26 protein-coding genes and 1 pseudogene are annotated in these 26,937 nt (G+C 50.4%); 16 read left to right on the top strand and 11 right to left on the bottom strand.

Annotation, left to right across the window (positions count from 1 at the left end; genetic code table 11):
• Positions 1–1,371: 1,371 nt before the first annotated feature.
• Positions 1,372–2,229, bottom strand: a complete 858-nt coding sequence (locus H6F75_RS26960; protein WP_190632214.1) for a replication initiator protein A — start codon at positions 2,227–2,229, stop codon at positions 1,372–1,374.
• A gap of 195 nt (positions 2,230–2,424) precedes the next feature.
• On the opposite strand from H6F75_RS26960, the gene H6F75_RS26955 reads away from it, so the two are divergent.
• On the top strand, positions 2,425–3,192 hold the full coding sequence (locus H6F75_RS26955; protein WP_190756367.1) for a ParA family protein: 768 nt from the start codon (positions 2,425–2,427) through the stop codon (positions 3,190–3,192).
• Entirely contained in the window at positions 3,182–3,655 is a 474-nt protein-coding gene (locus tag H6F75_RS26950) for a hypothetical protein (RefSeq protein WP_190756365.1), read from the top strand. The genes H6F75_RS26955 and H6F75_RS26950 overlap by 11 nt, the downstream gene beginning before the upstream one ends.
• A gap of 66 nt (positions 3,656–3,721) precedes the next feature.
• Here the strand turns inward: H6F75_RS26950 and radC are convergent.
• Positions 3,722–4,232: pseudogene (gene radC, locus H6F75_RS28935) on the bottom strand (DNA repair protein RadC); the annotation flags it as partial.
• 7 nt (positions 4,233–4,239) lie between these two features.
• Between radC and H6F75_RS28350 the strand changes: the two are divergent.
• Together H6F75_RS28350 and H6F75_RS28345 are read left to right on the top strand one after the other, a co-directional pair.
• Positions 4,240–4,620: a relaxase/mobilization nuclease domain-containing protein gene (locus H6F75_RS28350; protein WP_242020385.1), complete on the top strand. Its 381-nt coding sequence runs from the start codon at positions 4,240–4,242 to the stop codon at positions 4,618–4,620.
• Between the two features lie 36 nt (positions 4,621–4,656).
• Positions 4,657–5,088: a hypothetical protein gene (locus tag H6F75_RS28345; protein WP_242020384.1), complete on the top strand. Its 432-nt coding sequence runs from the start codon at positions 4,657–4,659 to the stop codon at positions 5,086–5,088.
• A gap of 222 nt (positions 5,089–5,310) precedes the next feature.
• Here H6F75_RS28345 and H6F75_RS26935 read toward each other — a convergent pair whose 3' ends face one another.
• Positions 5,311–5,484, bottom strand: a complete 174-nt coding sequence (locus tag H6F75_RS26935) for a hypothetical protein (RefSeq protein WP_190756363.1) — start codon at positions 5,482–5,484, stop codon at positions 5,311–5,313.
• Positions 5,485–6,329: 845 nt separating this feature from the next.
• Here H6F75_RS26935 and H6F75_RS26930 point away from each other — a divergent pair.
• Together H6F75_RS26930 and H6F75_RS26925 are read left to right on the top strand one after the other, a co-directional pair.
• On the top strand, positions 6,330–8,144 hold the full coding sequence (locus tag H6F75_RS26930; RefSeq protein ID WP_190756361.1) for a TIR domain-containing protein: 1,815 nt from the start codon (positions 6,330–6,332) through the stop codon (positions 8,142–8,144).
• The gene (locus H6F75_RS26925; RefSeq protein ID WP_190756359.1) at positions 8,141–9,646 is read left to right on the top strand and encodes a hypothetical protein; all 1,506 of its coding nucleotides are present in this window, start codon (positions 8,141–8,143) and stop codon (positions 9,644–9,646) included. The genes H6F75_RS26930 and H6F75_RS26925 overlap by 4 nt, the downstream gene beginning before the upstream one ends.
• Before the next feature lie 135 nt (positions 9,647–9,781).
• On the opposite strand, the gene H6F75_RS26920 is transcribed toward H6F75_RS26925, so the two are convergent.
• A complete protein-coding gene (locus H6F75_RS26920) occupies positions 9,782–10,570 on the bottom strand; it encodes an IS5 family transposase (RefSeq protein WP_190756357.1) in 789 nt (262 codons plus the stop codon).
• Between the two features lie 539 nt (positions 10,571–11,109).
• Here H6F75_RS26920 and H6F75_RS26915 point away from each other — a divergent pair.
• Positions 11,110–11,682 carry a hypothetical protein gene (locus H6F75_RS26915; protein ID WP_206754707.1) on the top strand — a complete coding sequence of 191 codons (573 nt, stop codon included), beginning with the start codon at positions 11,110–11,112 and terminating at the stop codon, positions 11,680–11,682.
• 190 nt (positions 11,683–11,872) lie between these two features.
• Here H6F75_RS26915 and H6F75_RS26910 read toward each other — a convergent pair whose 3' ends face one another.
• Positions 11,873–12,178 carry a hypothetical protein gene (locus tag H6F75_RS26910; RefSeq protein ID WP_242020383.1) on the bottom strand — a complete coding sequence of 102 codons (306 nt, stop codon included), beginning with the start codon at positions 12,176–12,178 and terminating at the stop codon, positions 11,873–11,875.
• A gap of 73 nt (positions 12,179–12,251) precedes the next feature.
• Positions 12,252–12,758: a hypothetical protein gene (locus tag H6F75_RS26905; protein WP_190756351.1), complete on the bottom strand. Its 507-nt coding sequence runs from the start codon at positions 12,756–12,758 to the stop codon at positions 12,252–12,254.
• 558 nt (positions 12,759–13,316) lie between these two features.
• Here H6F75_RS26905 and H6F75_RS26900 point away from each other — a divergent pair.
• From H6F75_RS26900 to H6F75_RS26865, 8 genes are all read left to right on the top strand, one after another.
• Entirely contained in the window at positions 13,317–13,790 is a 474-nt protein-coding gene (locus H6F75_RS26900; protein ID WP_190756349.1) for a hypothetical protein, read from the top strand.
• Positions 13,791–14,002: 212 nt separating this feature from the next.
• The gene (locus H6F75_RS26895) at positions 14,003–14,746 is read left to right on the top strand and encodes a hypothetical protein (RefSeq protein ID WP_190756347.1); all 744 of its coding nucleotides are present in this window, start codon (positions 14,003–14,005) and stop codon (positions 14,744–14,746) included.
• Positions 14,746–16,257, top strand: a complete 1,512-nt coding sequence (locus H6F75_RS26890; RefSeq protein ID WP_190756345.1) for an AAA family ATPase — start codon at positions 14,746–14,748, stop codon at positions 16,255–16,257. Before H6F75_RS26895 ends, H6F75_RS26890 begins: the two co-directional genes overlap by 1 nt.
• Positions 16,258–16,426: 169 nt before the next feature.
• Entirely contained in the window at positions 16,427–16,837 is a 411-nt protein-coding gene (locus tag H6F75_RS26885) for a hypothetical protein (protein ID WP_190756342.1), read from the top strand.
• Positions 16,838–16,852: 15 nt separating this feature from the next.
• Positions 16,853–17,011, top strand: a complete 159-nt coding sequence (locus H6F75_RS26880; RefSeq protein ID WP_190756340.1) for a hypothetical protein — start codon at positions 16,853–16,855, stop codon at positions 17,009–17,011.
• Positions 17,008–18,249, top strand: a complete 1,242-nt coding sequence (locus tag H6F75_RS26875) for a M23 family metallopeptidase (RefSeq protein ID WP_190756335.1) — start codon at positions 17,008–17,010, stop codon at positions 18,247–18,249. The genes H6F75_RS26880 and H6F75_RS26875 overlap by 4 nt, the downstream gene beginning before the upstream one ends.
• Positions 18,250–19,205: 956 nt before the next feature.
• A complete protein-coding gene (locus H6F75_RS26870) occupies positions 19,206–20,855 on the top strand; it encodes a hypothetical protein (RefSeq protein WP_347710718.1) in 1,650 nt (549 codons plus the stop codon).
• 792 nt (positions 20,856–21,647) lie between these two features.
• Positions 21,648–21,848 (top strand): hypothetical protein, encoded by a 201-nt coding sequence (locus H6F75_RS26865; protein ID WP_190756333.1) that lies wholly within the window; start codon positions 21,648–21,650, stop codon positions 21,846–21,848.
• On the opposite strand, the gene H6F75_RS26860 is transcribed toward H6F75_RS26865, so the two are convergent.
• From H6F75_RS26860 to H6F75_RS26845, 3 genes are all read right to left on the bottom strand, one after another.
• Entirely contained in the window at positions 21,835–22,410 is a 576-nt protein-coding gene (locus tag H6F75_RS26860) for a hypothetical protein (RefSeq protein WP_190756332.1), read from the bottom strand. The genes H6F75_RS26865 and H6F75_RS26860 overlap by 14 nt on opposite strands.
• Positions 22,411–23,088: 678 nt before the next feature.
• A complete protein-coding gene (locus tag H6F75_RS26850; RefSeq protein ID WP_190756330.1) occupies positions 23,089–23,277 on the bottom strand; it encodes a hypothetical protein in 189 nt (62 codons plus the stop codon).
• Positions 23,278–23,280: 3 nt separating this feature from the next.
• A complete protein-coding gene (locus tag H6F75_RS26845; RefSeq protein ID WP_190756328.1) occupies positions 23,281–23,796 on the bottom strand; it encodes a hypothetical protein in 516 nt (171 codons plus the stop codon).
• Positions 23,797–24,249: 453 nt separating this feature from the next.
• On the opposite strand from H6F75_RS26845, the gene H6F75_RS26840 reads away from it, so the two are divergent.
• Positions 24,250–24,741 (top strand): hypothetical protein, encoded by a 492-nt coding sequence (locus H6F75_RS26840; protein ID WP_190756326.1) that lies wholly within the window; start codon positions 24,250–24,252, stop codon positions 24,739–24,741.
• Between the two features lie 267 nt (positions 24,742–25,008).
• On the opposite strand, the gene H6F75_RS26835 is transcribed toward H6F75_RS26840, so the two are convergent.
• Together H6F75_RS26835 and H6F75_RS26830 are read right to left on the bottom strand one after the other, a co-directional pair.
• Complete coding sequence (locus tag H6F75_RS26835) at positions 25,009–26,157, bottom strand: sensor domain-containing diguanylate cyclase (RefSeq protein WP_190756324.1); 1,149 nt, start codon at positions 26,155–26,157, stop codon at positions 25,009–25,011.
• 440 nt (positions 26,158–26,597) lie between these two features.
• Positions 26,598–26,840: a hypothetical protein gene (locus H6F75_RS26830; protein WP_190756321.1), complete on the bottom strand. Its 243-nt coding sequence runs from the start codon at positions 26,838–26,840 to the stop codon at positions 26,598–26,600.
• Positions 26,841–26,937: the final 97 nt, after the last annotated feature.

Raw genomic sequence — 26,937 nt, 5'->3', positions numbered from 1 at the left:
AGGGTCTGGCAGGCAGCTAGAGAGCGGCTACATAACATGGCACTTATCGGCAAAGAGCCTCTTGAAAAGGCACTTGCATCTCTCCCCTTCTATCGATTCCCCGGTGTCGTGCGCCAGAAACTTGAACTCCTTCGTGCCATTAACCAGAGACGAAAGGCCGCAGGCCTTCCCCTGATAACGATAGAAGCAAGTAAAGTCTTCCCACCACCTCCTCCTACGGGTAATAGACCGTGCCGAAGGAAGTCTCGCTTTGAGTAATGCATCGATCACCCTGATAAAACATAATTTTAAATATTTCCTATTTTCTAGAAAATATTTAATTTTCGCCATGGGCTTTAAGCGAGCGGCTATTGAGTCAAAGCTTAAGCCTCTTTTAGTTCATAGAAACTATTTTCTAGAAAATAGCTAGTTAGGATACCTGTTTCCTTTCTAACCAATTAGAACTTCGTCTTGCGTCCAAAAAGGTCTAGTGGGTGCTGAGTCCGCAAATGCCATTAGAATCGCTTCCAGCCTTTGCCCCTATTCTCCCCCTAGGCCCAGGGGAAACCGACGACCACAGAGCCTTATAGAGGCTAAGAATTCTGTTAGCCATACCGATCCGAAGAATCCCGCCTCTGAGAAAGCCCGAATTGGTCCAATTGGGTACAGTTGGGGTTCTCCTGAAATCCAGGTTCAAAATCTAAAGCGTTGCTTTTGCCCCCGCCACTCCCAATCGGGTTTCTCCCAAAGTCTATTTTCTAGAAAATATATTATCTTGCAGACCTGGCTGAACCCTACAGACAGACTAAGCGCCTTAAAAGCCTGCCTTTCTGTGATTCAGACACACCTTCATGCCTAAGAGAGCATCCCTTGCCTTCAGGGGGAGCCAGCTAAGAAGTTAAAAGGTTTTATAAGTTAAAAGAAACGCGCGCGCGAAGTTAAGGGATCCAAAATCACCTCTAACTACCTATAATCACTTTGAGAAAAATTACTCCCGGTGGGTGAAATACCGAAGTAGCCACCGCCTTCGGTGGGTGAAGTACCGAAGCTTGAGCGCTTATTGGTGGGTGAAATACCGATACAATCCACAGGTTGTTCACATGATACCAACAGGATATTCACAGCCCAAAGGATCCTGCCGATGGGCCAGCTCCTTGCACCACAACGAGGGGAGCAGCACATCTACATAAAGCCCAAAACCAACTTTTCACCTAGATAATACAAACTATTTTCTAGAAAATAGTTTGTTTAGTTCATTGCTGTACGAGGATTGCCGCACCTCACAGTAAACTGGGAGCCCCAACACCAGAGGCTTTTGATTATTTTCTAGTTTATAGAATAAATTTTCTAGAAAATAGAAACTATGCCTTACTGCCCTTATTACCTTCCTACTTATAGGTCGAGGAACTGTCTGATAGCAGCTCTTGCCTGCGCTCGCTCACTTCTACATTGAAACAGCACCGAATCGGATGGCTCATCAAAGCTAAGAAGATAACCGGGTAGATGGTCGGCCTCACAGATATTCCTCGCCATGCGCCGAAACTCTTTGAGAGAGGAGCTAGAACCAGATTTCTTGTGTAGAAGAGCGAGTCCTACCTTCCACTGTGGCTGGCTGCCGCAGTGCTTGCGGGCAAGCTCATACAACCGCCTCTCTAAGCCTTTTCCCAGGCGGAAGTAATCGCGGTGCAGGGTAAGCACCTCTTGCGAGCACACTGCCTGAAAAAGCCACTCTGAAAGAGTCACCTCAACTGCCACCATACGAGCATGATTGGGACTCTTCTCAATAATCCGGTAACTCTCGATTAACCCAAACCCCTCACGGAACCGGCGGCCACCCACCACAATATTGGTGAAAATCTTCGTCCCCGTAAGCCGCTGGAAGGCCTGCTCCAGAAGCTGATAGCTTCTTCCCCCGGTATCGCGGTTAGTAGCAACCAAAAAATCATAGGCAGTGAGGCGGACCGTTCTACTCACGTCACGCTTTCGGTTGATAGCCTCCGTAAGCTGACTCACGCAATAAATCAGGATGTCTTTGTCGAAGATTGTCGCAAGCCCAAGCACGCTCGGCACAATCTTGACCGTATTCCCATTGTGCTCGTACAGCCGAATGCGCGTATCAGGGTTTTTCGCCAGCGTAAAAAGCGGATGCTCCATACTGCCGAGATCGTCCTTTGGCGCAGTATCGATGATGTCACACACAAAAAAGTCAAGCTGGCGATGCCTGTCAGGAAGGAGACTTCTATGGGCCATAGTGCGATCCCGTTGCAGAAAGAACCTGTCAGTGGAAACACCTCTTGCAGCCACTCACTATGAGGTACGGCCCATACCCTGTCTACGCAACTTCTATTTTCTAGAAAATATATTCTGTGTTGTAGAGTTTATTTTATAGTTTATAATTCCTATGTTTGGCCTTCTATCCACCGCACTTCCTTAAGGAGCAGGGCCGTGCCAGCACATACCATTGCCGTTTTTAATGCCAAAGGTGGGGTAGGAAAAACTTCTACTTCATACAACCTCGCCGTTGGCATCCACCGGTTCCACAACCTGCGCGTACTCCTGGTTGATATCGACCCGCAAGGCCACGCTGGTGTCGCTCTCGGCGTTAACATTGCCGAGCTACAGCACCGTATTGACGAGGTACTGCAAGAGAAAGCCTCTATCAAAAACACAATCGTTAAGACCGAAGCAGGGGTTGACGTGGTGCCCTCAAATATTCTCCTTGCTGAAGCGGAGATTCCCATCTCTGGTCTTCATGGCCGCGAAGTGCTCTTAAGAAGAGCTGTTTCCTCAGTCATCAATGAATATGACGTAATCTTGACCGATTGCCCTCCAAACGTAGGCATTCTGTCAGTCAACGCCCTCATGGCCGCTAAACAGGTGCTCGTTCCAGTCGATATGAGCTACCTAGGCCTCTTAGGGATCCCTGTCATTGAGAGAATCCTGGGCTTGATCCAAAACCGCCTCGAACATCCAATTGAGATTTTGGGAGTGTTAGCGACTCGCTATGATAGCCGCCTCAATATCGCCAAAGACGTGCTCGATTCCCTCGAAAAACATTTTGGTGATCGCCTATTCGAAACGGTGATCCCTGAAACGGTCAAGATTCGAGAGGCTCCTAGCTTTCAGGCCTCGATCTTTGACCACGCTCCAGGTTCCTCTGGAGCCATGGCCTACCAGCAGCTAACAGAGGAGGTTATGAAGCGTGTCAGATAAACAATCAGCCAAGAAAAGGTCCGGGTTAGGAGATAGCCCTCTTAGCCTGTTCTCACCAACAACGGATCCAGAGGAAAGGGTACCTGTCCAGGTTGAGCCCGAACCAAAACCGGAATCAGAGCAGCCAGTGGAGAAGGTCGTCTCCATTGCTAAACCAAGTGAACTCCAAAAACCACTACAGTCCCCTGCCTTGCAGGAAACGATGCCTGAGTTTTTGGTGGGGGTCGAAGGAAGTGATAAGGAGTCCATTGGTCTTCAAGTCACACGCGATATCAATGACTGGCTTGATGAGGTGGTCAAAGAAGGCCGACGCAAGCACGGCAAAAAACTCAAAAAACAGGTCATCATCCAAGCAGGCATCGAGCTACTTCGAGCAATGCCAGTCGATTGGACTGACATCGGCGACATAGACGAACTACGAGCTAAGCTCAATGAACTTAAGGAAGTTTGCAGAGGAAAATAGAACTTAATTTTCCATAATCTATTTTCTAGAAAATAGATTATGGATTACGGCTCCTCCCACTCCCTCTTACATTTCCTCAAGCCACAATCTTGTTGTCTCCCTCAAGCTCCGATACGTGCCCCCACCCAAAATAAGGTGATCGAGCACTGGCACCCCAATAATGTTTGCGCCTTGAAGAAGTTGCCTAGTGAGAGCCATGTCCTCTGGGCTCGGTTCAAGGCTCCCGGAAGGGTGATTATGCGCAACGATTATTCGTGCTGCTCCAACCTTAAGCGCAGCCTGAAAAATATCCCTCGGCTGTGCAAGGGTCTCTGTCTCAGTTCCTATAGTGAGCACTTTCGTTGAGAGAAGCTGATGCCGCACATTGAGACACCACAGCAAAATGCTCTCTGGGCTCCCACATGAGATACGGGGTAAGCGCTGCTACTGCAATTGCTGGATCGTCCACCACAGTTTTGTGAGAAGGTGCTCGGTAAAACACCCGTTTTCCAAGTTCAATTGCGGCTACGATACCAGCTGCCTTCGCTGGCCCTACACCAGGGATGTGGAGCAGCTCCTCAAAGGTAATCCTCTGAAGCCGGTCGATGACGATGGTGCATTACTCGGTGAGCTTGTCTCCGAAAGAGCACAAGAGCCCAGGGGAAATCAGCGCCATTTCCAGAGCGCTTTTAGAGAAGACGGGACATCAGGATTGCCAATACTTTATCGTTGAGCACCACGATCGCCAGGGACGCCATCAGGTGCAGCATTGGCACATTGTCACCAGTGCCGTCGATATGTACGCCAAGTGGGTCGATGATGCCTTCATCAAAATTCGGCTGAAGCAGTTGGAGCGAGAACTGGAAGCAACCTTTGGGCTGAAACAGATGCAGGTGCGAGCTAAGCCAGACCGCTACAACCTAACCACTGGGGAATATCGGCTGAAGGAACGTACCGGCAAAGAATTGACCAAGGAGAATCTGTAGCGATCGCTCCAGCAACACACTGCTGATCAACCCTCGATGCTGATGCTGGTGACGCGGCTTAAAGCAGAGAACATTTCAGTGCAGCTTCATACTCGTAAGGAGCAAATCGACGGCATCAGCTATGGTCTGGAAGGTGTTGCGTTTTCGGGGTATAAGTTGGGAGCAGCCTATTCCTTCAATGGTTTGCAGCGACACCTGAGTGTTGAACATGCCCCAGAGCACGATGAGCTATTGCGATGGGTGAATCTGCTGACGGCTCAGCAGTGTCGGCATCTGGTGAAGCAGGCTAAGGATCGAGATTCAGCTTTGATACCTCGGGCGGAAGAAAATTTCACAGTTCAGTTGGAGTTGGCTCAGGATATGTTGGCGCTCGCATTCCAGGTCTTTGCTATCAACCATCAGGCGGGGAGAACAGAGACAACTGCTGGCGTTTGTCGGCTTTCGGGTAAGCGCTATATCTCAAGCTAACGATTCCACTTCTCAGGAGTTTTCGCTGGAATCTCTAGAGGATGGGGGTTTGAGGATTCAGGGACAGGTTGAAGGGAATACCGTGAGAGTGGTTGAAGCTCAGCATATTCAAGCGAATGACATCGCTGCTTCCAAGAAATGCGGCAAATTTTGGAAGCCATTCCTCAAACACCTCCTGTAAAGCAGGCTGTACAAGAACTTTGATTTGCCGTGGAAGGAGAATCAGTACCGCAAGGATTTAGCGATCACTGCGATCGCGATCAGGCACACAACTAAAATGGATGCTCTGGCTAGAATCTGCTCCAAACTGACAATGCTGACGAAGCTGATCTCCAGAACCACTGCGGCCACGTAGGCGATGGTGCAGCCTGCCAGACTCAGCAGAAAGTACTTCAAGGCTTAGGCGGCTAACGGTATCAGCCAGTTACGGGGCTGTTGTGTCTCATGATGATTCCCTCCGTTGGGGCAGGGGCTTAACGAGGAGTGTCAGTCCTTCTCGACCGACGACTTCGACCGGGTCGCCGGGTTGCAGTTCGCTGAGTGTGGTGGTTGGGGAGAGGCAGGCTGGCTAGTAGGTAGCCTGAAAATGAACTCGTCCAGAATGTTGGGTTGTCACCAAGCGGTTGACGGTGCCTCGACCTTGGAAGGTTGAGAAGTCGGCGTTGCTGAATGGCAGTATGAATTTGCGAAATCCGGAATGAGTTTCAAATCTTTGAGCCGTCGCTTCATACCCTGAATCAGCAACGCCAGAAGTCATTGTTGGAAAAAGGAAAGGAGTTGAGCAGTTAATGGAATGTCTCTGCGAATGCGGTGGATAGGCTTACTGTTCAGGCACATTACGTTTGCTTCAAGGGATCTTCGGCGGCTTAAGAGAAAGTTGAGAGGATTTTTGGCACGATTCTCCCCAGCTCACTGCAAATAAGCGTTACAGGTCAAAATCGGGCTGCGGGAAGATCGCCTACTATTGGAGAAGTTGCCGAAAAGTTTCCTTTAAGTTCCCGATTTCTGACGTCGTCATCTACCCAACCCAATCTATGAGCCAATCGCCGAAACGTTATCGAGGTGTTGTACTGACCCAGCAGGGAAATGATCACCTCGAATCCGCGATCGCAACGGCTCGTCAACGCTTACAGCTATCCCAAGGAGAAGACTGAAGATAGCTGTAAATACTGTTGGGCTTTTAAGGTGCTAAAGTTCTTAGGAGTTATAGTGCATAATAACTACTTTAGTTTATCTCAAGCATGGCAGCCAGCCTAACGCGATATTGTCTAGATGAGCTCTCAGATTATGAAGAATTCGAACGTCTCTGTCATAGTCTCCTGATTTTAGAAGGTTACCCACTGCTAGAACCTTTAGGGGGCTACCAAGACAAGGGCCGCGATGCTATTCACAACTGCACAACAACCGGCATCTCGACAGTCTTCGCATATAGTGTCAGAGACGATTGGCAGGTAAAACTTGCTCAAGACGCGAAGAAAGTCCATGAGCATAATCATAAATGCGACGTACTATTCTTTTTAACTACGGCAAAGATATCAGCAACTCAAAGAGATGTAGCCGTGGAGAAGATCGGTGAGCAGTACGGTTGGAAACTTGAGATAAGAGAGATGGAATGGTTCAGTGCCATACTGGATGCTAAACACTCTCACCTTAAGACAAAATACCCCTCAATTTTTCCGCCAGAATTTCTAGAAGTAGATAAAGGATTAGCAGATAAGGAAAGAAGCAAGTACATCTATATAAGCTTTAGCTCTGCTTATCAGGTATTAGCTAAATGGCTTGCGCAGAAATTGATAGTTGAAGGCTATGATATCTGGAGCCCTCAACTTGGGTTGCCGAAGGATGCTTCTCCCTTCGAGGACTTTGAGACGATTATTAGGGAAAGGTGTTGTTGCCTTATCGGCCTCTATTCTGCATCTATTGAAAATGAACCAGAACTGATTATTCAAAGAAGTTTAGCCATCAGCATTGGCAAACAAAGAAACACAAATTTCTTTATACCATTGTGTGTAGAAGATAGTAGTTTTCAAGCTATCACTACCATGATTTCACCAATTAAACCCATTTTGTTTGCAAACTGGGCACAAGGCTGGCAAGAACTAATTCAACAAGTTGAAAAAACTGGTTGCGCTTGTGACCTGCCAACCGGAAAAGTAAGTGCATCAAGAGTTAACTTCGCCGACGAGTCATTTCTGAACTTTAAAAAAACATCTCTAGTAGTTTCTAACTGCTTAAAAATTGTCAAAATTCCACAAACGATCTATCGGTATCGGCTGTCAAGCGAAATAGCAGACAGGGATTTGAGCGACTACAAAGAGCAGTGGGCTTTTCGACTCAACAGAAATGAAATACTGTCGTTTCAGCCTCCCCCTGAGAATGTTCGCAGCATACTCAATATTGAAGGAACCCAGCCTATCGTATGGACGAAAGACTCTAAGATAAGCGGTTCTCCAGCAGGATATGTAATCTCTGAATTGCTCCGCAAAGCTATCTTCATCAAGTGCTATCAGAAAGGATTGAAGTACTGCTCAGAGACTGACCTGCAATACTTTCCACAAAATTTAGTCAAGAATAATAACCTACGCTTCATTAAGCTTGATGGCACAAAATCTAGAGTTCAGTGCTGTGGAGAGCAAAAGTACTGGAAACCTAGTGGATCAGAACGATTTTGCTACTTTCTAGCTCCTAGCTTCAAAATCCGACAAGACCTTTTTGATCAGTTCTCGCTAGTTCTGACGATTCGATATCGACTAACTGATACAGAAGGCAACCCTTTGGCGGGAAGAGAAATAGCTTCTAGACGAAAACGTCTATGCCAAAACTGGTGGAACCATCATTGGCTCTATCGAACTTTAGCTGTCTTTCAGTTCCTTGCTGACGAAGATGGTTTTATATCGACTGGAAAATCACCGCAACATACGATAGCAGTGCAATCGGAACCACTGATATTTCAGACATCAGTTTCTGTCAATCAATCCCTCTTTGATGAATTCAAAAAAGGAAGAAAGGAAGTCCTTGACACTATGTATGACGACGACGGCGAGGAGGAAGTATGATCGGCTCTCTAATCGTTTTTGACGAACCTAGCCTCGAGTTCCGCTATGGTCAAAGAGTAAGCGATCCTCACGATGGCTTATCCCTTTTTGGGCCATTTGATGCTGATGAATCGTCTTCTGTTAGACTGTCGTACATAGCGATAGGGACTGGCGACGGACTAGACTTACTAGAACAATGGCTTGATGCAATTAACCAGCCAGCTATCCTGCGCGAAGAAGGAAAGGAAGCAAATCTAAGGCTCTGGCCCCCCTATCCTGGCTTTGAAGCTGCCTTTGCGAAACCTTGGCCAGAGAAACCTAATTGGACGAGAGCTATCAGCGCTTCTGAGCTATCGTCGGCTTCTCGAACACACGATCAATATCAAAGAGCAAACGCTGTTGTTGACTACTATCTAAACGAGATCAAGCTTGCTAGTAGTAAGCTTGACCCAACACCAAATGTTGCCATATGTGTCGTTCCAGACGAAGTTTATAAGAACTGTCGTCCCAAATCGAAAGTACAAGATGCAACTGGAGAGAAGGTATCGAGGAAGACTATCAACTCCAGAAAAACAGGTCAGCTGGAACTACTTTCTGATGTTTCGCTAGAAGTCTACAATCTCTCACCAGATTTCAGAAGACAGCTAAAGGCGAGATCCATGGAATATGGAATTCCTATTCAAATTGTTAGAGAATCAACGCTACAACTAACTGATAAGGCGAGGAAAGGAAAGAGACAACTAACACCTATATCAGATCGAATGTGGAATATCTCTACCGCCTTGTACTACAAGTGTGGTGGAAAGCCTTGGCGATTGGTAACCGCTAGAGAAGGTGTCTGCTACATAGGAATTGCATTTAGACGATCGGAGGATGAGAAAACCGCTTGTTGCGCGGCTCAGATGTTTCTAAATAACGGTGATGGGATAGTTTTTTTAGGCGACTTTGGGCCATGGTATTCATCAGAGAAGGAGCAGTTTAAACTATCTAGACAAGCAGCTAAGAAGTTACTAGAAGGGACATTAAAGACCTATAAGGACTTGGGTGGGAAAGAGCTAAAAGAAATCTTTCTACATTCACGTTCGTATATCAGTCCAGATGAGTTCGCTGGCTACAAGGAAGCCTGTCCATCAGGGATTAAGCTCAGCGGAATTAGAGTGAGGCGAGAAAGAAGGGGAGGTTTACGTTTGTATGGTGACCAAAAGACTCCGCTCTTGAGAGGGTCTTTCCTAAAAAACTCCGAACGTTCTGGGTTCCTTTGGGCTAGCGGTTTCAAAACAAGGCTAGCAACATACGATGGATGGGAAACACCCGTTCCTCTGAAAATAGACATCATCTACGGCGATGCCATTATAGAGAGAGTAGCGCAAGACATCTTCGGACTTACTAAGCTGAACTACAATGCATGTCGTTTAGGTGAATCACAGCCAGTGACAGTCAAGTTTTCAGATGCAGTAGGAGAAATACTCATTTCAAACCCAACCGTCGAGAAGCGCAGACACAACTTCAAATTCTACATATAGACCTCAAATTAGCGAACGTGCAATTTGGGGCAATTTATGCAAATAAAAAATGAGGTTGGAGCATAACTTGCGTATTTGCACAACTTCGGCACCCCCTCTGAGAGGGCGTTTGAAAAGGTGTAGGGGAGTAGCGAATTAGGCCAAGCGCCTGAGCATGATGCGAATCATGGCAATTTGGAGCATTGCTTCGGCGTTTTCAGGCAGCTGCTCATAGTCCTGAACGAGGCGACGCGACCAGCGCCACCAGCCAAAGGTGCGCTCAACCACCCAGCGTTTTTTGAGCAAGACGAAGCCCTTCGATTCCTCAGGTCGCAAGACGACCTGGACAATCCAGCCCAAGGTGTCCATGACCCATTGGAGAAAACGGGGACCGCTGTAGCCGCCATCAACCCAGACGAGATAGACCCGCGCGACCTGTTCACCCAACTGATGGAGCTTTTGCAGCGCCTGTTGACCGCCAGCCCGTTCGGGGACACTGGCTGCCGTGACTACAACCGCCATCATCAAGCCCAAGGTATCGACCACGAGATGCCGCTTTCGTCCTTTGGTCGCTTTGGCGACGTCGTAGCCAACCGAGCGATGCACCATCGGTGCAGTAGGGATGCTTTGGCTATCGAGGATCACTTCTGATGGACTTTCCGGTCGGTCAGCGGCGGTACGGGTCCACCCTCGTAGGCGCTGATGAAGCATGTCCCAGCTACCGTCTTTAACCCAACTGCGGTAGTAGGTGTACACCGTTTGCCAAGCTGGAAAGTCACCGGGCAAATCCCGCCAACTACATCCCTGAGCCACCAGATAGAAGATGGCGTTCAGCACAGCCCACATACAGATACTTCGCGGGCGTCCCCCCGGCTTTGCCCCTGGCAGCAAGGGCTCCAACTCAAACTGGTCACGGGTTAAATTGCTGGTGTAGGCTTTACTCATCGCTCTCACGGGGCTGTAGTCTTAGTAATCTCAGCCTAGACCGTGTGAGCTTTTTTACTACTTAGCCGACTTTTCAAACGACCTCTTAAACCCATTGTTGTTGTTGTCATCGCCGACATACATTGCTCAATCAGCGAGCCATTCCCTAGAATCCATTTCGATTGCATCTAATCAACAATGGCACTAACCCAGTGCCTAAAATCGGAATTGTTAGCATAGCTTGTTTCCCACCCCTGATTGCTCCGCTTTTGACTAAGCGCAACGAGGCAAGGCAAGGAGCCACAAGGCTGTTTTAGAGACCGAGGAGGCTGTAAAACAGCTCCCATAGCGTAGGCTAAAAAGAGATCTGTCCTGCAATCCCATGTCATAAGATCAACAGATAGGAAGACATTTCTCGTTCCCTAACCAAGTGATCATTCTTTCCCAATCGAGACATGCATTCAAACCAGGACAGCGACCTCTTCGTCCCGACGGAACGCGAGTCATTCCTATCACTTCTGTGGAATGACGTGCATGCGTGCAACGCGCAGTCTGGCATCGTGACATCTGCAACGCAGAGGCGTCAGTACATCCGCGCGATGTTTGCGTGTATCGAAGGGGCTGTGTGGCTGTTTAAGCAGGAGGCGATCGAGCAGCAGCAGTACAAGGATGATGCCTCCGTTGTTTTTACCGCGTCGGAGCTGAACGTCCTGGCAGAGGTTGCTCCGAGCATAGATGGGCGGGGTGTTATCCAAGAACTTCCCGCGAACCTACGCTTCGTGCCAAACCTCCTCTTTGCATTCGGATGCCACGCGAGGGCTTTCGATTATGAGCCAGTTCTACGTGTTAGCGACCACGAATGGGGCGACCTAAAGAGTTCAGTCACGGTCCGCAATCGGCTCATGCACCCAAAGCAGCTGAGTTCGATGGACGTTTCAGATGACGAGATACGGACCGCACGAGCTGCGCTGAGGTGGTTTGGCCTGACATGTTCTGCGGCGACGCTTGGGGTAAGTATGTGGTACGCGAAGAGAGCAATACAAAAGATCGAGGATCCTGAAGAGGCCGCAGCCAAGTTGCAGATCATTTCAACCGCAGCGGAGAACCTTAAGCGATTGGTTCTGGATAGCTAAAGCAGCTGCGTTGAGACACTTCCTCACCCAGCGTAGTCATGCGCTGGTGAGAAAGATCCGGAATAGCAACGGCGCAGTTGTTTCACCTTTGCTTCAGAAACGAGACGTTCGGCAAAAAAGCCTTTAAAGGTGGATTATGGTCATTTGTGAACCACAAAAAGGACAACAGTCCGTTTACATGCGCCTATTATTACCCCAGCGCCTGGGCAATAGCCCCGCCCAGCTCAGCAAGTATGCGCTCCCGAGCAAAGTCCGCCGCTGCCCGGGCTGACTCAGCCAGAATGGTGTCTGTATTTGGAGTAAGTTTAAACGCTGAACCCAAGTATCCAAGCGACTTACAGTAGAAATCACCAAGGTTGGTAGCGGCCAATCGTTTGTTGGTTTGATAGTCTTCGCGTTGGAAGGCCTCTAAGGCTTCGCGATGGAGCGCGGTCTTTGGCTCACCAAGTGTCGAAAGAATCGCGTCAACGGCAAGCTGTACACGCTCGGAAGTCAAGGTAGCGGGAGATGGGGCTGTAGATGATTGCATGTGAGATAGCCTCTAACAGAAACAACAACGGAATAGACATTCAACGAAAAGAACAGTTCGTGTCTCGCTCAATTTGAGGAAGGTAGTTCTTCTCCCAGTACGCTTCAAAATGCTGCTCAATGATTCGGCTTACTAGCTGCACCATAGGGCCGGTGTCTACAATACGCGCCACTTTTAAGAGCACAGCGTTGTAGTTACTGATAGTGATGACGTTGTAGGTTCGCTGAATAGCGGTACCGGATGGATTAAACGGCACCGGATCCAGCGGCGTCACCCCAAACCCGGGCCGTCCTAAGGTATACCGCTGAAGCTCCTCCTCAGAGCCATCCCGCAGAATACGGTAGTACTCTGCTTCATCCATCTCCCGCGCCGCAGCATCGGCGATGGCCGCCTCTTGATAAAAGCTGTGGTGCTTGTGAAAGAACGCATGGAGGCACTGCTGCACGAGTGACTTCCTTGCCCACCCTAACTGAGCGCAGGCAAGGTCAAACCGCTCCCAGGTCGTAGAGCTTGCGTAGATGTAGTTAAGCCGAACTTGACGAGCCATGCATGTATCAATGAAGGAGAAACAGACAGAATTTCGGTGTACGAGCGGGAATATCGGTACAAATTGTGCCATAGAAGCACCACTGGTTCTTTCCCTACACAAAAAATCAACATACTGAATTTTTCATTCAGTTAAATTTATTCAGAACAACTTGTGCTATTGTGGAACGTATCAGCCGGTTCCATAGAACCGTCGCGGAACCGCAGAACCGGCCTTCCCATAAGACGCGCACGCTCTTTTCAATCGACAGAGTCTCTTCTGCCCTAAGGAGAAGGAGATGACAAGGACGACGACAGCCTCCTCCCTCACCACAGCCCCTACCTATTCGTACAAGGAGCTTATCCGCACCCTCTCAAAGCGGCTTCGCCGCCGCATCACCAAAAGTACGCTCAGTCGGTGGATGGCGCTTGCGCTTATTCCACCGAACCCCACCGGAAAACCCCGGAAGTACTCAGAACGCGATGTTCTAAAAATCTGGTTCATCGCTCGTGCGATCGAACAAGAACGTAACGCTACCCTCGCCCAAGAACGCCTTATAAACTTTCTGGAGAATTACCCATGCCTCTAACTACACAAGAAAAAGAACTGTTAAACGCCCAGCACAATAAGACCACTCAATCCAAAGGAGGGAAGGGGTTTAGTACCCCTAACGCTGCTGTGACAGATGACTCAGAAAGCGATCCCCTTATGACCGCCCTTTCTGCTCACAAAGATTTTGAGCACATTGCCCAGGCCCTGATGCGCTCAAGTGACGATCGATTAAATAGCTTTGCAGGAGCGGTTGTAGAAAATCGCAAACGCCAAGTAGTCAGGTTCTGCGATTTTCTGGAGAAGGCCGAAGTGGGGCAACTTGACCTAGCCCTTATCGGAGCTGAACTCAAACGCCGGAAAGAGCAGAAGGCAAAAGAGCCTGCCCCTCCTGGAGCATTTGATATGAACTCACCCGGGTTTGGCATCAACCTTGATGATGTCATCGACTGCACCGCCCTCATCACAGGCTTTTCAACCGCAAAAGCCATCGCTGGAGTGTGACAGACACGCACGCACACCTTAAATGCTACTGCTGCTAGTTAATTGTCGCTGCACCCCTTAAAGAAAGTCATGCATCGCAGGATGCTTTTGCCACCATGCCTCCTCCTCCTCCCTCCCTCCTCACACAGCCACACCATCGGCAGGGGACCTTTCACCTGCTGCGGTGGTACAGAAACTTAAGCCCATTTGCCCGTCTCGCTCCCATTTCGGCGATGCTTCTTCTTGCGGTAGTCGCGGTGACCGCTGTCACAGGCTATCGCGCTGAAAAGAGACTTATTACCCCACCAGCGTTTGAAGCATACGACTTTGCCGCTGATGATCCGCTCGCTGTCGCCGAACGGCTCGCATCGATGCGTACTGATGGGGAGTATTCAGAAGAAGACTACGCCGTAGCTTTAAGCGAAGTGCTTGGCCACTACGATGCGTGGATCGCCAAGGAAACTGCCTCAGTCCTTGAATACCCTTTAAACCAAGAGTCGCTCAGACTGCTTGCAGCCGCAAAAGCTGAGGTGCAGGAGGGACGCCTAGTCAACGTTGATCCTCTCGCCCAAATTGACCTTGAGTACTGCCGCGATATTTTAGAGCCCCACCAGTGTGTGCTCCTCCGCTACGCAGCAGAGGGGCTCCAATGGGCCGCAATCGGGTTTGCGGGGGGAAAGGACGTGACCATTGCAGAAGGCCTTGGTAACGGCGTCTACGGCAATTGGCGTCCCCTTCCTGCCATCTACCAAATTCAGATGGGACTTACGCGTTACTACGCTGCTGTTCGCGCCATGTTTCCTCTCTCAGCTCAGCATGAGGATGCAACAGAGGTGCTCCAGGCACTCGCTAACCTCCGGGAGGGTGTCTTAAACGTTGAGTACTATCTGCCTGGCGCACAATCACCAGTGCGAGTCCCTACAACGTCCATTCCTGAGACCACCCCCGCAGAGGTCATTCAGGAGGTGATGAAGTAATGAAGATTATCACTTCCAACACGCAAAAGATCTTAAGCAGCAGCTTGTTTGGCGGCGGCTCCTTAGCAGCCCTCCTCGGGATGACGCTTATGATCCAAAGTCCTAAAACGGTGGATGCTGCCACGGTGAGGGAGATTTACGGGCTCGGAGTCGAAAACGATGGGGCAGTGGTTACAGCCCACAGTAAGGCCGCACACGCCTTCGGTCTCATAGTTTCGGTGATTGGCTGTGGCGGGATAGTAGGGGGAATGGCACTCGCTGAGCGCCACCCCACATCCCTTGCTCCATCGAGCCTTCCTGTCTTAGGCAGAAAAAATACTCATCCAATTGCGATCGAGGATTTAAGCGAGAACACCTTAAGCGAGCTCGCCGATAACGTAGCCCAGCTCCTAGCAGCTGCCCCCTGGCTCAAAAAAATGATGGGAGCATTTGTCGTGCTTGTTATCGGGCCTTCAGGCTCAGGGAAAAGCACCATCGCCATGGCAATTGCAGTACTGCGAGCCATTTACAAACGTGAGGAAGCTCCCATCATTATCGACCCCGATACTGACGCCAATATGATTCAAGGCACCTGGATCTTTGGTGACCTCTATGGCTCTACTTCCAAAGGGGAGGGGATGAATGCCGTTCGCGAGAAAGTGCTCGACACTATGGGGCGCATCTATGAACCATTCAGGACAAAAGGAGGCAAACGCCGCCGCACCGTCATCATTGACGAAGTAGGGAAGTGGGAAACTGCCAACTATCCCGAGTTAAACGGACTTTCAAACTCGCTTATCGGCTGGGCTAACCAAACAGCACGCAAGCAAGGCTGGGCTCCTATTCTCATCCTCCACGGCGAAGCCGCAGGAAACGCCGGTGGGAAATCACTTAATACTGGGGTCTTCTCAGCGCTCAAAACCACAGCAGCAGTGATTCGCTTGGAAGGCACAACCGATGATGATGGTGAGCTTACCTGGGGAGAAAAAGCCACGTTCAAACAAGCAGGTACCGAGTACACCGAGGCTAATTTTCAGCCTGTTGCACTGCCCGATACCGTACGGCCTGGTGCACTGCGCGACCAACTTGAAGAACTAATGCGCGCCTTGGGCTATACCCTAAATGACGATCACACAATTCGCCTCGACCAGGGTGATCACATCGACAGACTCAAAAAAGAAATTGAAGGAACTTTCAATCGAGATGATTGGATAGACACACTTAACCGTGCTTGGGTAGCGCCAATTGGAGAAGACATCCCCAACGATGAGGCGATAGAACTAACGCCCAATTATGAAGTACTTCACGACCACCCAGTGACAGGTGATCTCTTCACCTATTGCCTCAAGAAATACGGGATTCATACCCCAATAGAAATTCGCAAAGTGCAGCAGAACTGGGGAAAAGATTATGATCGCCTTTCCTCAAACGAAATTCGTGAAATAGTTAATCAATTAGTTACTCATCACCTTGCCATCTGGCTCGAAGAGGGGAAACGATTCGCTCTGAAATTTGCCCCTCCTGTTGGGTAGCTTGTTGGTCAGACTCTGTGTTGGGTTGTTGGAAGAGCCATTCTGTAAGGGATACACCCGAGCCAGGTAGCAACAGGAGACCTCTTACCAACACACCTTTTCCAGGCACCCAACACGTTACCCAACACACTCATAGTCGTTTCTAGAACAACAAGACGAGGTGCTCACTATGTCTGATTCTGATAACACCAAAAAAAATGAAGACGCTGCGAAAAAAGCAGCTGATTCAGCCGACATGAAACGCAAAAAGGCTGAGCTTACAAAGAGCTGGTCTGCCGGGGTTATCGGCATGGGTTTTTTATGGCCCTGGGAAGTTGTATCGAGGCCAAAGCGATCACTCTTACTTCTGCTTGGATTTTTCGCATCCTTGGTGGCTATGAGTTCACTTTTTATCGCCGCAAAAGCTGCATTATTTGCAGAAGGCGGTGAAGTTACACCATCCTTAAGCACGCTCCTTGACCCGTCTGATTTCGGAGCAGCAGTCGGTACCGCGACCCGAAATACCGTCGAAGATGCAACGACATTGCTTACTGGTAAAGACGGCAAAGAGCGCCCGATCACCCAACTTGATGGGGAGTAGAGAGGTAGTAGCACTATGCACACCGCTCGGGGACTCATCGTCGCAGCGTTCTGGATTGCCCTTGTGCTTGAACTTCTCCACCCAGGAGAGCATCGATTTTTTCTTGTGCACGATGGCAACCGCTTTTTACAGATCACCTTTGTAGGAGAAGAAGGAGGTGAGGGGAGTAAATGAAGGTGGGCTCTCTTCTTAGCAACACGCTCAGTACCGCATCGAGTGAACTGTTTCTCTGGTCGCTTGCAGCAATTCTCTGTGCACCGCCAGCAATCGTGCTCTTTCATTCAGGTGTAAACGCCTTTGCCCATAAGCTCGCTCGGGAAGGGCTCTCCTTCTCAACGCCAGGCCTTCGGGTACTCGGCCACGACATTATCCCAAGCTATACACTCTTCCAATTTATTGGCCCTCGCGGAGGTAAGTCCCATGTCTATTCCGGTTTGGATCAGGCCCCCGTAAAGAAGGGTGAAACGTTCACCCTCTTAGATGGCACCGTTATTGAGGTCTCATCTGGGTACGGCTGGAGGGGCGACATCGGTATTGCTGGGGCGAGTAAAGACCACAAGGGAGTTGACCTTGCAGCATCAATGAACACTCCGCTCTACGCCCCGATTGATGGGGTAAAAGTGCAGTGCTGGTGGGATAGTGGCGGTGGGGGAGGGCAAGTTGCCGACATCTGGATAGGGCCTGAACTCTACCAGGCGCTCCACCTCGCTGAGTGTTACCCCGGTACAAAAGCCAAAGGCGAGGTCCTTGCTCACACCGGTGATTCAGGTATCGGTAGTGCCCATCTCCACTGGCAGCAGCAGGTGCACGGCACTAAGGTCCACCCCAAGCGCGGCATGCTCCAGGCCGTCTTAAATCCTACGCTGATGCCGGAGTATCACGACTATGCTGGCCGCCCTTCGATTGAAGACAGGATGATTACTTGTGTCATCGGGTACATCGAGGGTGCTGCAACCAAGGATTGTGAGAAGACCAATGCTTACGGGGGACACAGGGACTCAAACCGACATAATCACGGTTTCTTTAGCTCAACAAACGGCTATCCGAGCCCTGAAGCCGCAGATAGCGCTGAGCTCGCCAAGCTCAAAGGAGTAACCCCGCACATGCAGGCAAAGGCAAAGGAGGTATTAGGCGACGAACTCTCCGATGCGGCACTTCTAATGGCCCTTGATTTGAAAAACCAGTCCCCCGATGCAGCGAACCGACTTTTCAAATACCTACCAAGCCCTGACCCAACTCCAGAGGAGATCATAAACGCCCGTACAGCAGCGCTCACTGAAAGCCGTAGAGAGATTGGTATTGGAGGAAGTCCTAACCTAAATGTTGCAGCAGACCAGACGCGCCGAGTTACCCAGGGCCTCGATGCCATGACTCATCTTGAAAACTTGAGACAGGAGAATCGAGATAAATGATGAGACTACACCCAAGACCTCTAAGCCTCGCTCTTAGAAGAAACGATAACGCTCAAAAAGTGAACTTTTACCGGACACATTTATCCATTTATCAGTGTGTAGCAATAGCCCGGACATTTTTCTAGGCAAGCGCTGAAACCCTGGTTTCTGGTTGGCTAAGCTACCGGAAAAGGTTTGAAACCCTCATTCCACCACTGGCTGTCAAAACCTGACCGGAGTGTTGGTGTAGACAACTTGGATTAGTGCAGTTGATCCGTTTTCAATATAGATGTGTATGATTGATTGCAACTGCTGAACGTTTTGTTCCCAACTGCCATGAGCCATAGCGTGCCACGGAATCCAGACGGTCGTCGTCCCAGCTATGAGGCTAAAAAGTCTCGGGTGAACTTGTCTCTTACTGAGGTAAGTATTGACGGGCTCGATATTCTCGCAAGGACATTTAACCTTTCGCGAAGCGAGTTCGTTGAGCGTATTGGCCGGGGACTAATACCTATCGCTATAACTCCACAGATGCTCTCTGTGCAGGTAGACGAACGAAACGATGATGCAGTTGCTGTATAACGCGTGAAAGAAAGGAGAACCCTAGCTGACAAACAGCCCAAACTCAAAAAACTAAAGACCCAGCTGCGCTAACAGCCAGGCCTTTAAAGATAAACCAATCGAACTTGGGATTAACAGATGCGTTCACCGATGCTTTGGCCGGCAATGTGAACTCATCACAGAGTAACTGTGTCTACATATTAACCCAGGATCCCCGATTTGCACACTTTTTCGGCGGATCCATAAAGGTTTTTAGCCCTGACACGCTCGTGATCCCAAGTGCCCTTTAACAGGCGAGGAGCACGAGCACGGGCGTGTATTGACCGATTTAAGCTCAAGAAGTACCCACCCACCACCACCACCTGCTGCTGCTGCTGCTCCTCGTCCCCTGCACACCAACTTGGGACGAAATACCAGTGAAACAAGAAGCACCTCGGGCACTGTCGTTCTTCTCGGTAGAGGAGGCAGAAGACCCGTATCTAAAACTCTGGCCCCACCGATATGACTACATTTGTGCCGAGCACACAGAGCCGAACGAAAAGCCCTCCTGGCAAACTGAATCGCGACACCCACTAAGCGACAGGCTTATCCTACAAGGCGGGTATCTCTACGGCGTGCGCTTTAACGCAACTACCAAGTACATCCTTCTCGACATTGACAGAGGAAGTCGGTATCACCCAGCATCTGATCCCCTGGCCCTACGACGCATACAAGATGCGCTTGAACCTCTGGGGCTTCCCTCATGCATCACCATCACGTCAAGCTACAGTGGTGGCCTCCACATCTACTTTCCCTTCGAGGAGGCGCAGAGAAGCTGGGAGATAGCTCTGTGCGTAACAACTGTGCTCCAGAATGCAGGGATGAAGTGCTCACCTGGCCAGCTTGAAGTATTTCCTAACCCAAGAGCCTACGTTCCGCTGGAAAATAGCGAGATGCCGCTCTACAGCGCCCACCGCCTTCCGCTCCAGACAGGCTCATACATTCTAAAAAACAGTGACCTTGAACCTGTCTCCAATTCGCGTGAGCGATTCGCCGAAATGTGGCACCACGCAAGTAGCCACAACACGATTGATGCAGTGCTACTGAAGCAGACGTTAAAGAAAGCACGACGACGCGAATACCGAGTTACCACCAAAGCCGAGAAGTTTATCAATGACCTGAATGCCGAAATTGAGCCCGGCTGGACTGGCCCAGGCATGACAAATCGGATCCTCGGCAAAATCACCATGCGAAGCTACATCTTTGGCCACGTCCTGTACGCGCCAACCCCATTGGAGGGAGACGCACTGGTAGAAGACATCATCAAGATTGCACGTGAGCTACCCGAGTTCCACAAGTGGAGTAACCACGTGCATGAACTCACCGAGAAAGCGACTGCGTGGGCGAGGGCAATCGAACAAAGCCACTACTACCACTACGGAGTAGACAAAGCTCGAAGGACAGCAGCCAACGATGAAGATACGCCCTCACACAACGAAATCAAAGCACAGGAAGCGAGAGAGAGAATACGACTAGCCATTGCAACGCTTCTCAATGAGGGGCAGCTCCCCATCACCGTTCGAGAGCGGTTCAACGTCCTTACAACAAAATTTTCCGTTGGAGGCCCAACCCTTTACAAAAACAAAGACCTTTGGCACCCCGAGCACCTTCGTGACAGGGCACCTGTGGAAATCCCCCCAGACCCCCCGAACGTAAAAGAGGCTCCCTCGGAGCCCGAGCGCTTTGAGGCGCACGAGCCCGAAAGTCGCCCAAACTTATTGGAACAAAAAGGGCGTAACACTTTGCCTGACAAGACTTTGAACTCCTTAAATCAAGAGCAAACTCACTCTTCGGTGTGTAACAGCGGCGCGCATGCTGCCCAACTGTCGCTCTTTCAACTCGCTTCAGACCAAGAAGAGCGTCGAAAGCGTTTGGCTGAGAAACAATCCAATCGACAAAAGGCCAAGCAGAAGAAGGCCAGGCAAGCGGTGATCGAACGTATGAGGAGTTACCTAGCCTCGGAAGACCATGTGCTTAAGAAGGAGGCACTTAATTGGGTCCTGGAAAACCCGGGGTACCTCGACTAGGTGCTGTATGCGGGGGCTTGGGAACCCTTGCCATAACCAACGACCAAGTAGGCCCTAAAGGAGCGAAGCTGCGATTTGAATCCATTTAGTTCCCATGCACTAATGGAAGCTTAGTTTTGATAGCGGAAAAACCTTGGTTATTCAGTGCGGGAAATAGCCTACGGCCTAATTTTGAACAATATCGCCTCACAGTTATGCTTTGGGAACTCCTGTTTTTATTGTTTGCCCTATTTTGGTCAACCCTACTGTGTGAAGTGACTGGGCAGAGTCGCTGAAACCCTAAAGCAGCAATTATTTTGAGCACTAACCAAAAGGATTGATAGTCAAAGCTAGCCTTTACAATTTGCAACAGAATACTCTCAGCCTGTAACACTGCGTCGATGTCTTCATTATCCAGGTCATTGATTGCCTGGATCCTTCCCGGACTCAAGCTGTTCTAGCCGTTCTCGAATGAGAACGCGAAGTTTTGCTGCAAGGGGAAGTTCTGTCCAAGCCACGTCATCGCGGCAAGCCTCGACTCGTTCTCGAATATCGCTGACATCAACAGAGATGCGATCGCGCTGACTCACAAAACATCAACCATAGTACTGCTCACACCCTATGGTATCCCTGGGCTACGATAGGAAAGCAGTTGATGCTTGTAGATTCATTTGGCATCCATTAGAAGCCATTATGCTATTATGACCCACAAGGCGAGATGCCTTAACCTCTGGCCCTTGGGTGAGGAGAAATAGGCCAGTTCTAGATCCTGTGTTCGTTTGTCATTCACACGTTTCCCCAGGAGGAATTCCTATGTCTAGTTCTCAGCAACTCTCAACGCTTTTTACTCCGTGCAACAGTGGCATGTGCCCAACACTCTACAGCGACGAGCATGGCCGGATGTTCGTTCAAGGGAATCGCCTAAGTGGTGCTGCCCGAGGCGGCCTTGCTCTCGCTGACCATGAGGATGTGGTTGAACTCACTCCAGAGCTCATCGCGTTTATTCGTGGCTAACGATTGAAACCCCTTGCTTGTTGAGTGGCTCTCCCGAGTACGGAGGAGCCACTTTTTCTTGGGCTGTGCTCTTAGGCGGAAGTAACTCTGCTTCTACAAAATGGCGGAAATCGTCTGAATGAACGTCACGAACCCGTGCCCAGTGCTGGCGCACGGTCTGGTAGCGAAAGAGCGAGCGAGCGTCCTGCTTAAATCCCTCAAAGTAGATTTCGCTGATAATCGCGTTCTTAAAATTGACGTAGCCGATAAGCACCTGATTGATGAGGAACTCTGAGATCTTTTCAATTTCCCATACTTTCGTATCGAGGCCGTTCGCTTTTGTGAAGCTCTCCAAAAGTGATGCGTTGTTAAGGATGCCGAAGAAAAGCTCCCGATGGGCACTGATGACGTCTCCTTGGGCAACGCTGTAGCTATTTTGAAACTGGTGTCGTACTTGCTCAACCAAAACTTTCAGAGTGGTCCGAGTTGTAAACCACAGCAAAATATTGGCGACTGTGGCGATAAACGTGATCGCGACCATTAGCAGGTCAGCAAAGACTCCTGGTTCGATACTGCTGCTCATAGCGCTCGTCCTGGTCATGGAGCGTTCGGGGCCTCAAGGGTAGATCAACTAAGTGCGCCGTCAACAAAAAACCTCTTGAGCCTGGTTCTTGTGGGTTCGTATGCTTTTCCTCGAAACAAATAGTCGTGGGTAGACGGTGCTTGTGTGTAGGGCAGAAACCATGCAGGGCAAAGTGCCAACGGTTCTAACCAAAGGTTCTCCATGCCCTCTATGAACGTTGTTATCTACGGAGGAAGTTTTCCTATAACCTCAGGTGAAAGTGGGTATCGACCGACTGAGAGCGATCTCTACTAGTTCACTAGAACATCTCAGTGGTACCCCGATCCACTGGGCTTCTGTATACGGATGGAGTGTTTTACCTAGATAGAGAAGAGGTGCCTTGTTGCAGGATGCGATCGCATCCTGGCAGTTCGACCCTCGAATCAAATTGAATCCAATGCTTCAAAGGATTCAGTTCTGGAAGCTAACAGTGAACCCCGACAGATCGGCAGTGCTGGTCTGTGGGCGCCATTTAGACAATGTGGCCAATACATATAAGATGCCGTTTACGGATTTTCCCCTCGGATCGGTCACCATTTACTGCCAGAGTGGAGTCCTCTTGCTACCATCTGAACGCTAGATGCCGCCTCCAGCTCAAGTAAGCCTCATGTAGGGATGCGGGCGAAAGGTTCTCGGAGACTAGCCCTGCATGGGGGTTGCCATCTGCGCTCGCAAGTCATCGAGCATAGCCCTCGCAATCCCCCATCCTTCTATCGCTGCCATCTGCTCAACAGACTTCAGCGCTAGATGGTGCTCATCGGCTAGCGCCATCAGCGACTCACCATCCCAGTACCGGGTTCTGATTGCGTTTTTGATGTGGGTTTCCATGATCTAACGGTGCTCCTTTTTGGCAGCGCCCAGGGACCTAGCGTCTTTCAGCGCTTGAAGCAAGGTCTTAGAGTTGGGGTAGCGATCGAGCGGCTGACTGACCAGCCAGTTGGTGCTGGAAAGCTTAGCCCTCTGGTCAGTCAGTTTCGCTAGAGTGCCGGCGCAATTCGCCCGGTTGCGCCCATCGTGGGGTGAGCGAATTGCCGCCGATACCCGTGCGATCGCCTCGTCCAAAATTTGAATCAGATCGGCCAGCGTCTGGGGTGTCGATTGCAAAACCTCAGGCTGCTGAGTGGCTTGAGGGTCGCCAGGCTCTGCGGTGAAGCTCATCAGCTCAATAGGCGGGCCACCGCCGCTGGTGCGGTCTTCCTGCGCTGCTGCCCAACTCCCAGCGGCGCTCCACAAATGGGCTCTACGGGTCGAGACGCCTTGCTTGCGGGCCACCGCAAGCAATAGGCCCTCTTTCAAATAGCTACTTTTCATCACCCGCTTTGTTGTGGGCTTAATTTGGTCCGCCATTGCGACCTACTGCATACTGTACACCTCAGAGTTCCCACAGGATAATAGGTTGAGCAGTGTGAAGTTGTGTAGCGCTTGCGGGGCTGAATCGAGGCTTGAAAGGGGGTGTGGGCAGCAGCGCTACTCTCCAGCTCAAGTAGTTAATGGCCAATCACGGCGGGTGCCCCGAGAAGGCGCTGATTTATGTCCGTCGGGGCCAGCAGTGATTGCCGCCTTCACAACTTGATTAACTCCTTGCCGCAAAGCAGTGGTATTGCCTGTGAAGGCGCAATTTCTAGGCTCGGCTTGGCTTGAGCAGGGCTACAATCTCGTCGCCAGCCCACGGCGATAAGGGAGGGCAGATACAACAAACCCTTACCAGAGCCTCAGAAACGCTGGCAGGGGTTGGAGCGCGAGGCAGTTAGTCTCTCAAGAGGACGGGCACGATAAATTAATAAATGGGCTACAGGCTTTATGATTTATCGCCCTCTGATTTTAATTTCAGCTCTTGGAGTAGCCATACTTCCGTTAAGCGCTTGCTCACTAAATGACCAGGCAGCTACGGTAGCGCCGCTTGCCCAGGCAGTACAGGTTAACGATAGTCCTAATTCTGCTCCTCAACCGTCTACCCCTCAGACGGTGGCGCAGGGTCAGGGGCAACTAACAAACCAACTGCAAGGTTTACAGCTTGACCGGGTTTCGTTTTCTGCGTTTGACCTAGAAGGTAATACGTTCTGCGAAGTAGACCTAGACTTCCCAAACATGCGAGTAAGGATAATGGCAAAGCCTCATCATGATTGGCAAGGAATTTTCTATTTCGATGCCAGTGGCGAGCCTTGGGCTGAGTATGGTATCAACCAGCGCACAGGACAACTGAACAAAGAAGACGCCTATTTGCACGAGGGGCTGCTAGGTTCGTTCATTTTCAAGATGGCCCAGATGAATTATGAGCAATGTGCTCTGTAAGAGGTTGCTCAATCTCATGGCCAAGACTGAGATTTGAGCCAACAGAGGGCTAGGTGGTTTGCGTCGTGAGGCAACTAATACGCAGCAGGGGTATCCTGCTCTCGCTGTTGCATCAATCCCTCAGACTCTCGCTCAGCCCTAGGCTTGAGTCGACCCGCTGTAACCCGCTGGTTTTACCCCTGAGCCCATCAATACGAGCACTCGATTAAATGGCAATTACCTTAAGCTAGGCCACTGTTAGCGACATCGTGAGTTGAGTACCCAGGGTCAACCCGTTGACTGCCGCTTCAAGCGCTTTTGCTCGTACATTTGTTGATCGGCCAGAGCCAAAATATCTTCTAAGGATCGGGTCTCGCCTGTCTCGTAGGTATAGGACCCGACACTCATGGATAACTGGAAAGGAGCCTCTCGCTGCTGATTGAACTGGTCAATGCCATCCTGCAGCCGATGCTGTAGCTGGTCCCACTCCTCGGGGTTGCCGGGTGCTAAAACCACAAACTCATCGCCCCCCAATCGAGCGACCAGGTCTGATTCTCGAAACGTGCGTTTTAGCACATTAGCTGCCGCCCACAGGGCAACATCGCCAGCTTCGTGTCCCTGTAGATCGTTGATCTGCTTGAGTCCATCCAGGTCAATAAACAGCACATTAAAGGCAGTTTTGAGTCTCGTTGCCAGCTTTAGCTGCTGTTCAGCTAGCAAAAAAAAGCCTCTACGGTTGTGCAATCCGGTCAATTCGTCGGTGAGGGAAAGTAGACGCACGGCTTCCTCGGCCGATCGCCGTTCCTGAACCTCTGACGCTAGCTTTTGATTGGTTATCTGGAGCTGAATCGTTCGTTGTTCAACCCTATGCTCCAACTCTGAGTAAACCTGAACCTTTTCGATCGCCACCGCAGTGGTATCAGCCAAGGCTTGCAGCACTTTAACGTCTTGGGGTGCGGGTTCTTGTTGAGCGGCCCAGTAAGTACCAATGGCACCAATTGGATTTAGGGTGCGAATCGGCACCATGACTAGACTTTGGACAAACGTAGGTTCGTAGGCCAACCAGGGAATGCGCTGATCTTGAGAGACGCTAGCGATCACCGCCGGAACTCGATGGCGCATTGTCCAACCGCCAATACAAACATCCATGGGAAATCGCTTGCCTTTCCAGAGGGGAGCGATCGCGTCTTCATCGGCGTAGTAGCAGCAGTCGCCCTCTTTCAAGATAAAACAAGCTCCGTCGGAGCGGGTCAGCTCGCGCGCTGCCACGCGCACAATTTCCATGATCCGCTCCAGAGTTTTCGCCAACGACAGCTCCTGAACCACAATCAGCAATCGTTCCATTGACTGAATGTATTGCAAAACTGTGGATGTGCTTTCGGTTTCAAGCGCACAGGACAATGGAGCTGCTCTAGCGTTGTCTTGAAGAAGAGCCATAAGGGGGTGGTAATAGGGGCAGGGACCCTTATTTGTTCCCTAAAAACATTTACCTTGATATCTGTGTATAACACATGTCACTTATGTGGCCTACCGTTGGGCAGGGCTTTATGCCGTTGGGGTTTGCCGGGACAGCGCTCCCAATAGCGGAGAGCGACCTAGCGGGCCTCGGAACGACCTAAACCTGGAGCGCCTGATTCCCTGCACTAACTCTGGCGCGATCGCTGGCCGCAGGGCTAGGGAGACCCGGCTCTCCGTTAAGGTCGCGTTGGTGAGTTAACTAAGGAGAACCTGAGCCTGTTGAAGCCCCCGCCTCAGCGCAGCATCACAATCTCTCTTAACTGCTCTTTCATGAAACGTTCCAAAATTTGTCTAGCGCAACGCTGGACAATCACGGAGTAAGCTCAATAGGCTCTGTGCGAGCAGGCAACTAATCAAACTCACTCAACCCCGGGTCGCGGGGGAACAGCTTCAGCGATCGCCGTACCAAGTCCACTAGCGAGCAGGGACTGCTCTCCACCAGGGCCATCAACAGCACGGCGGCGCGGCTGTCGCACCACAGGCCCGTTTAGCCCAGGGTCGAGCCGAGCGCTCAGAGCCAAGGGTTCTTGAGCCTTCCAGCTGTCTAAACAGGCCTGGCGAAAGCCGGCGGTGGATAGCTGAGGATATAGATGCACCTGCACTTAGGTTTCTCGATCGAACAGGGTTTGAATACCTTGAGCACCATAGAGAACCCTAATTTTAGGTGGCTTCGCGGCCTTCCCTCGATCCAGAGCTGGT

Origin of the sequence: Nodosilinea sp. FACHB-131, from assembly GCF_014695395.1 — a bacterium.
In the GTDB taxonomy this organism is placed as follows: Bacteria; Cyanobacteriota; Cyanobacteriia; order Phormidesmidales; family Phormidesmidaceae; genus Nodosilinea.
This window is presented reverse-complemented; position numbering and strand designations above follow the sequence as displayed.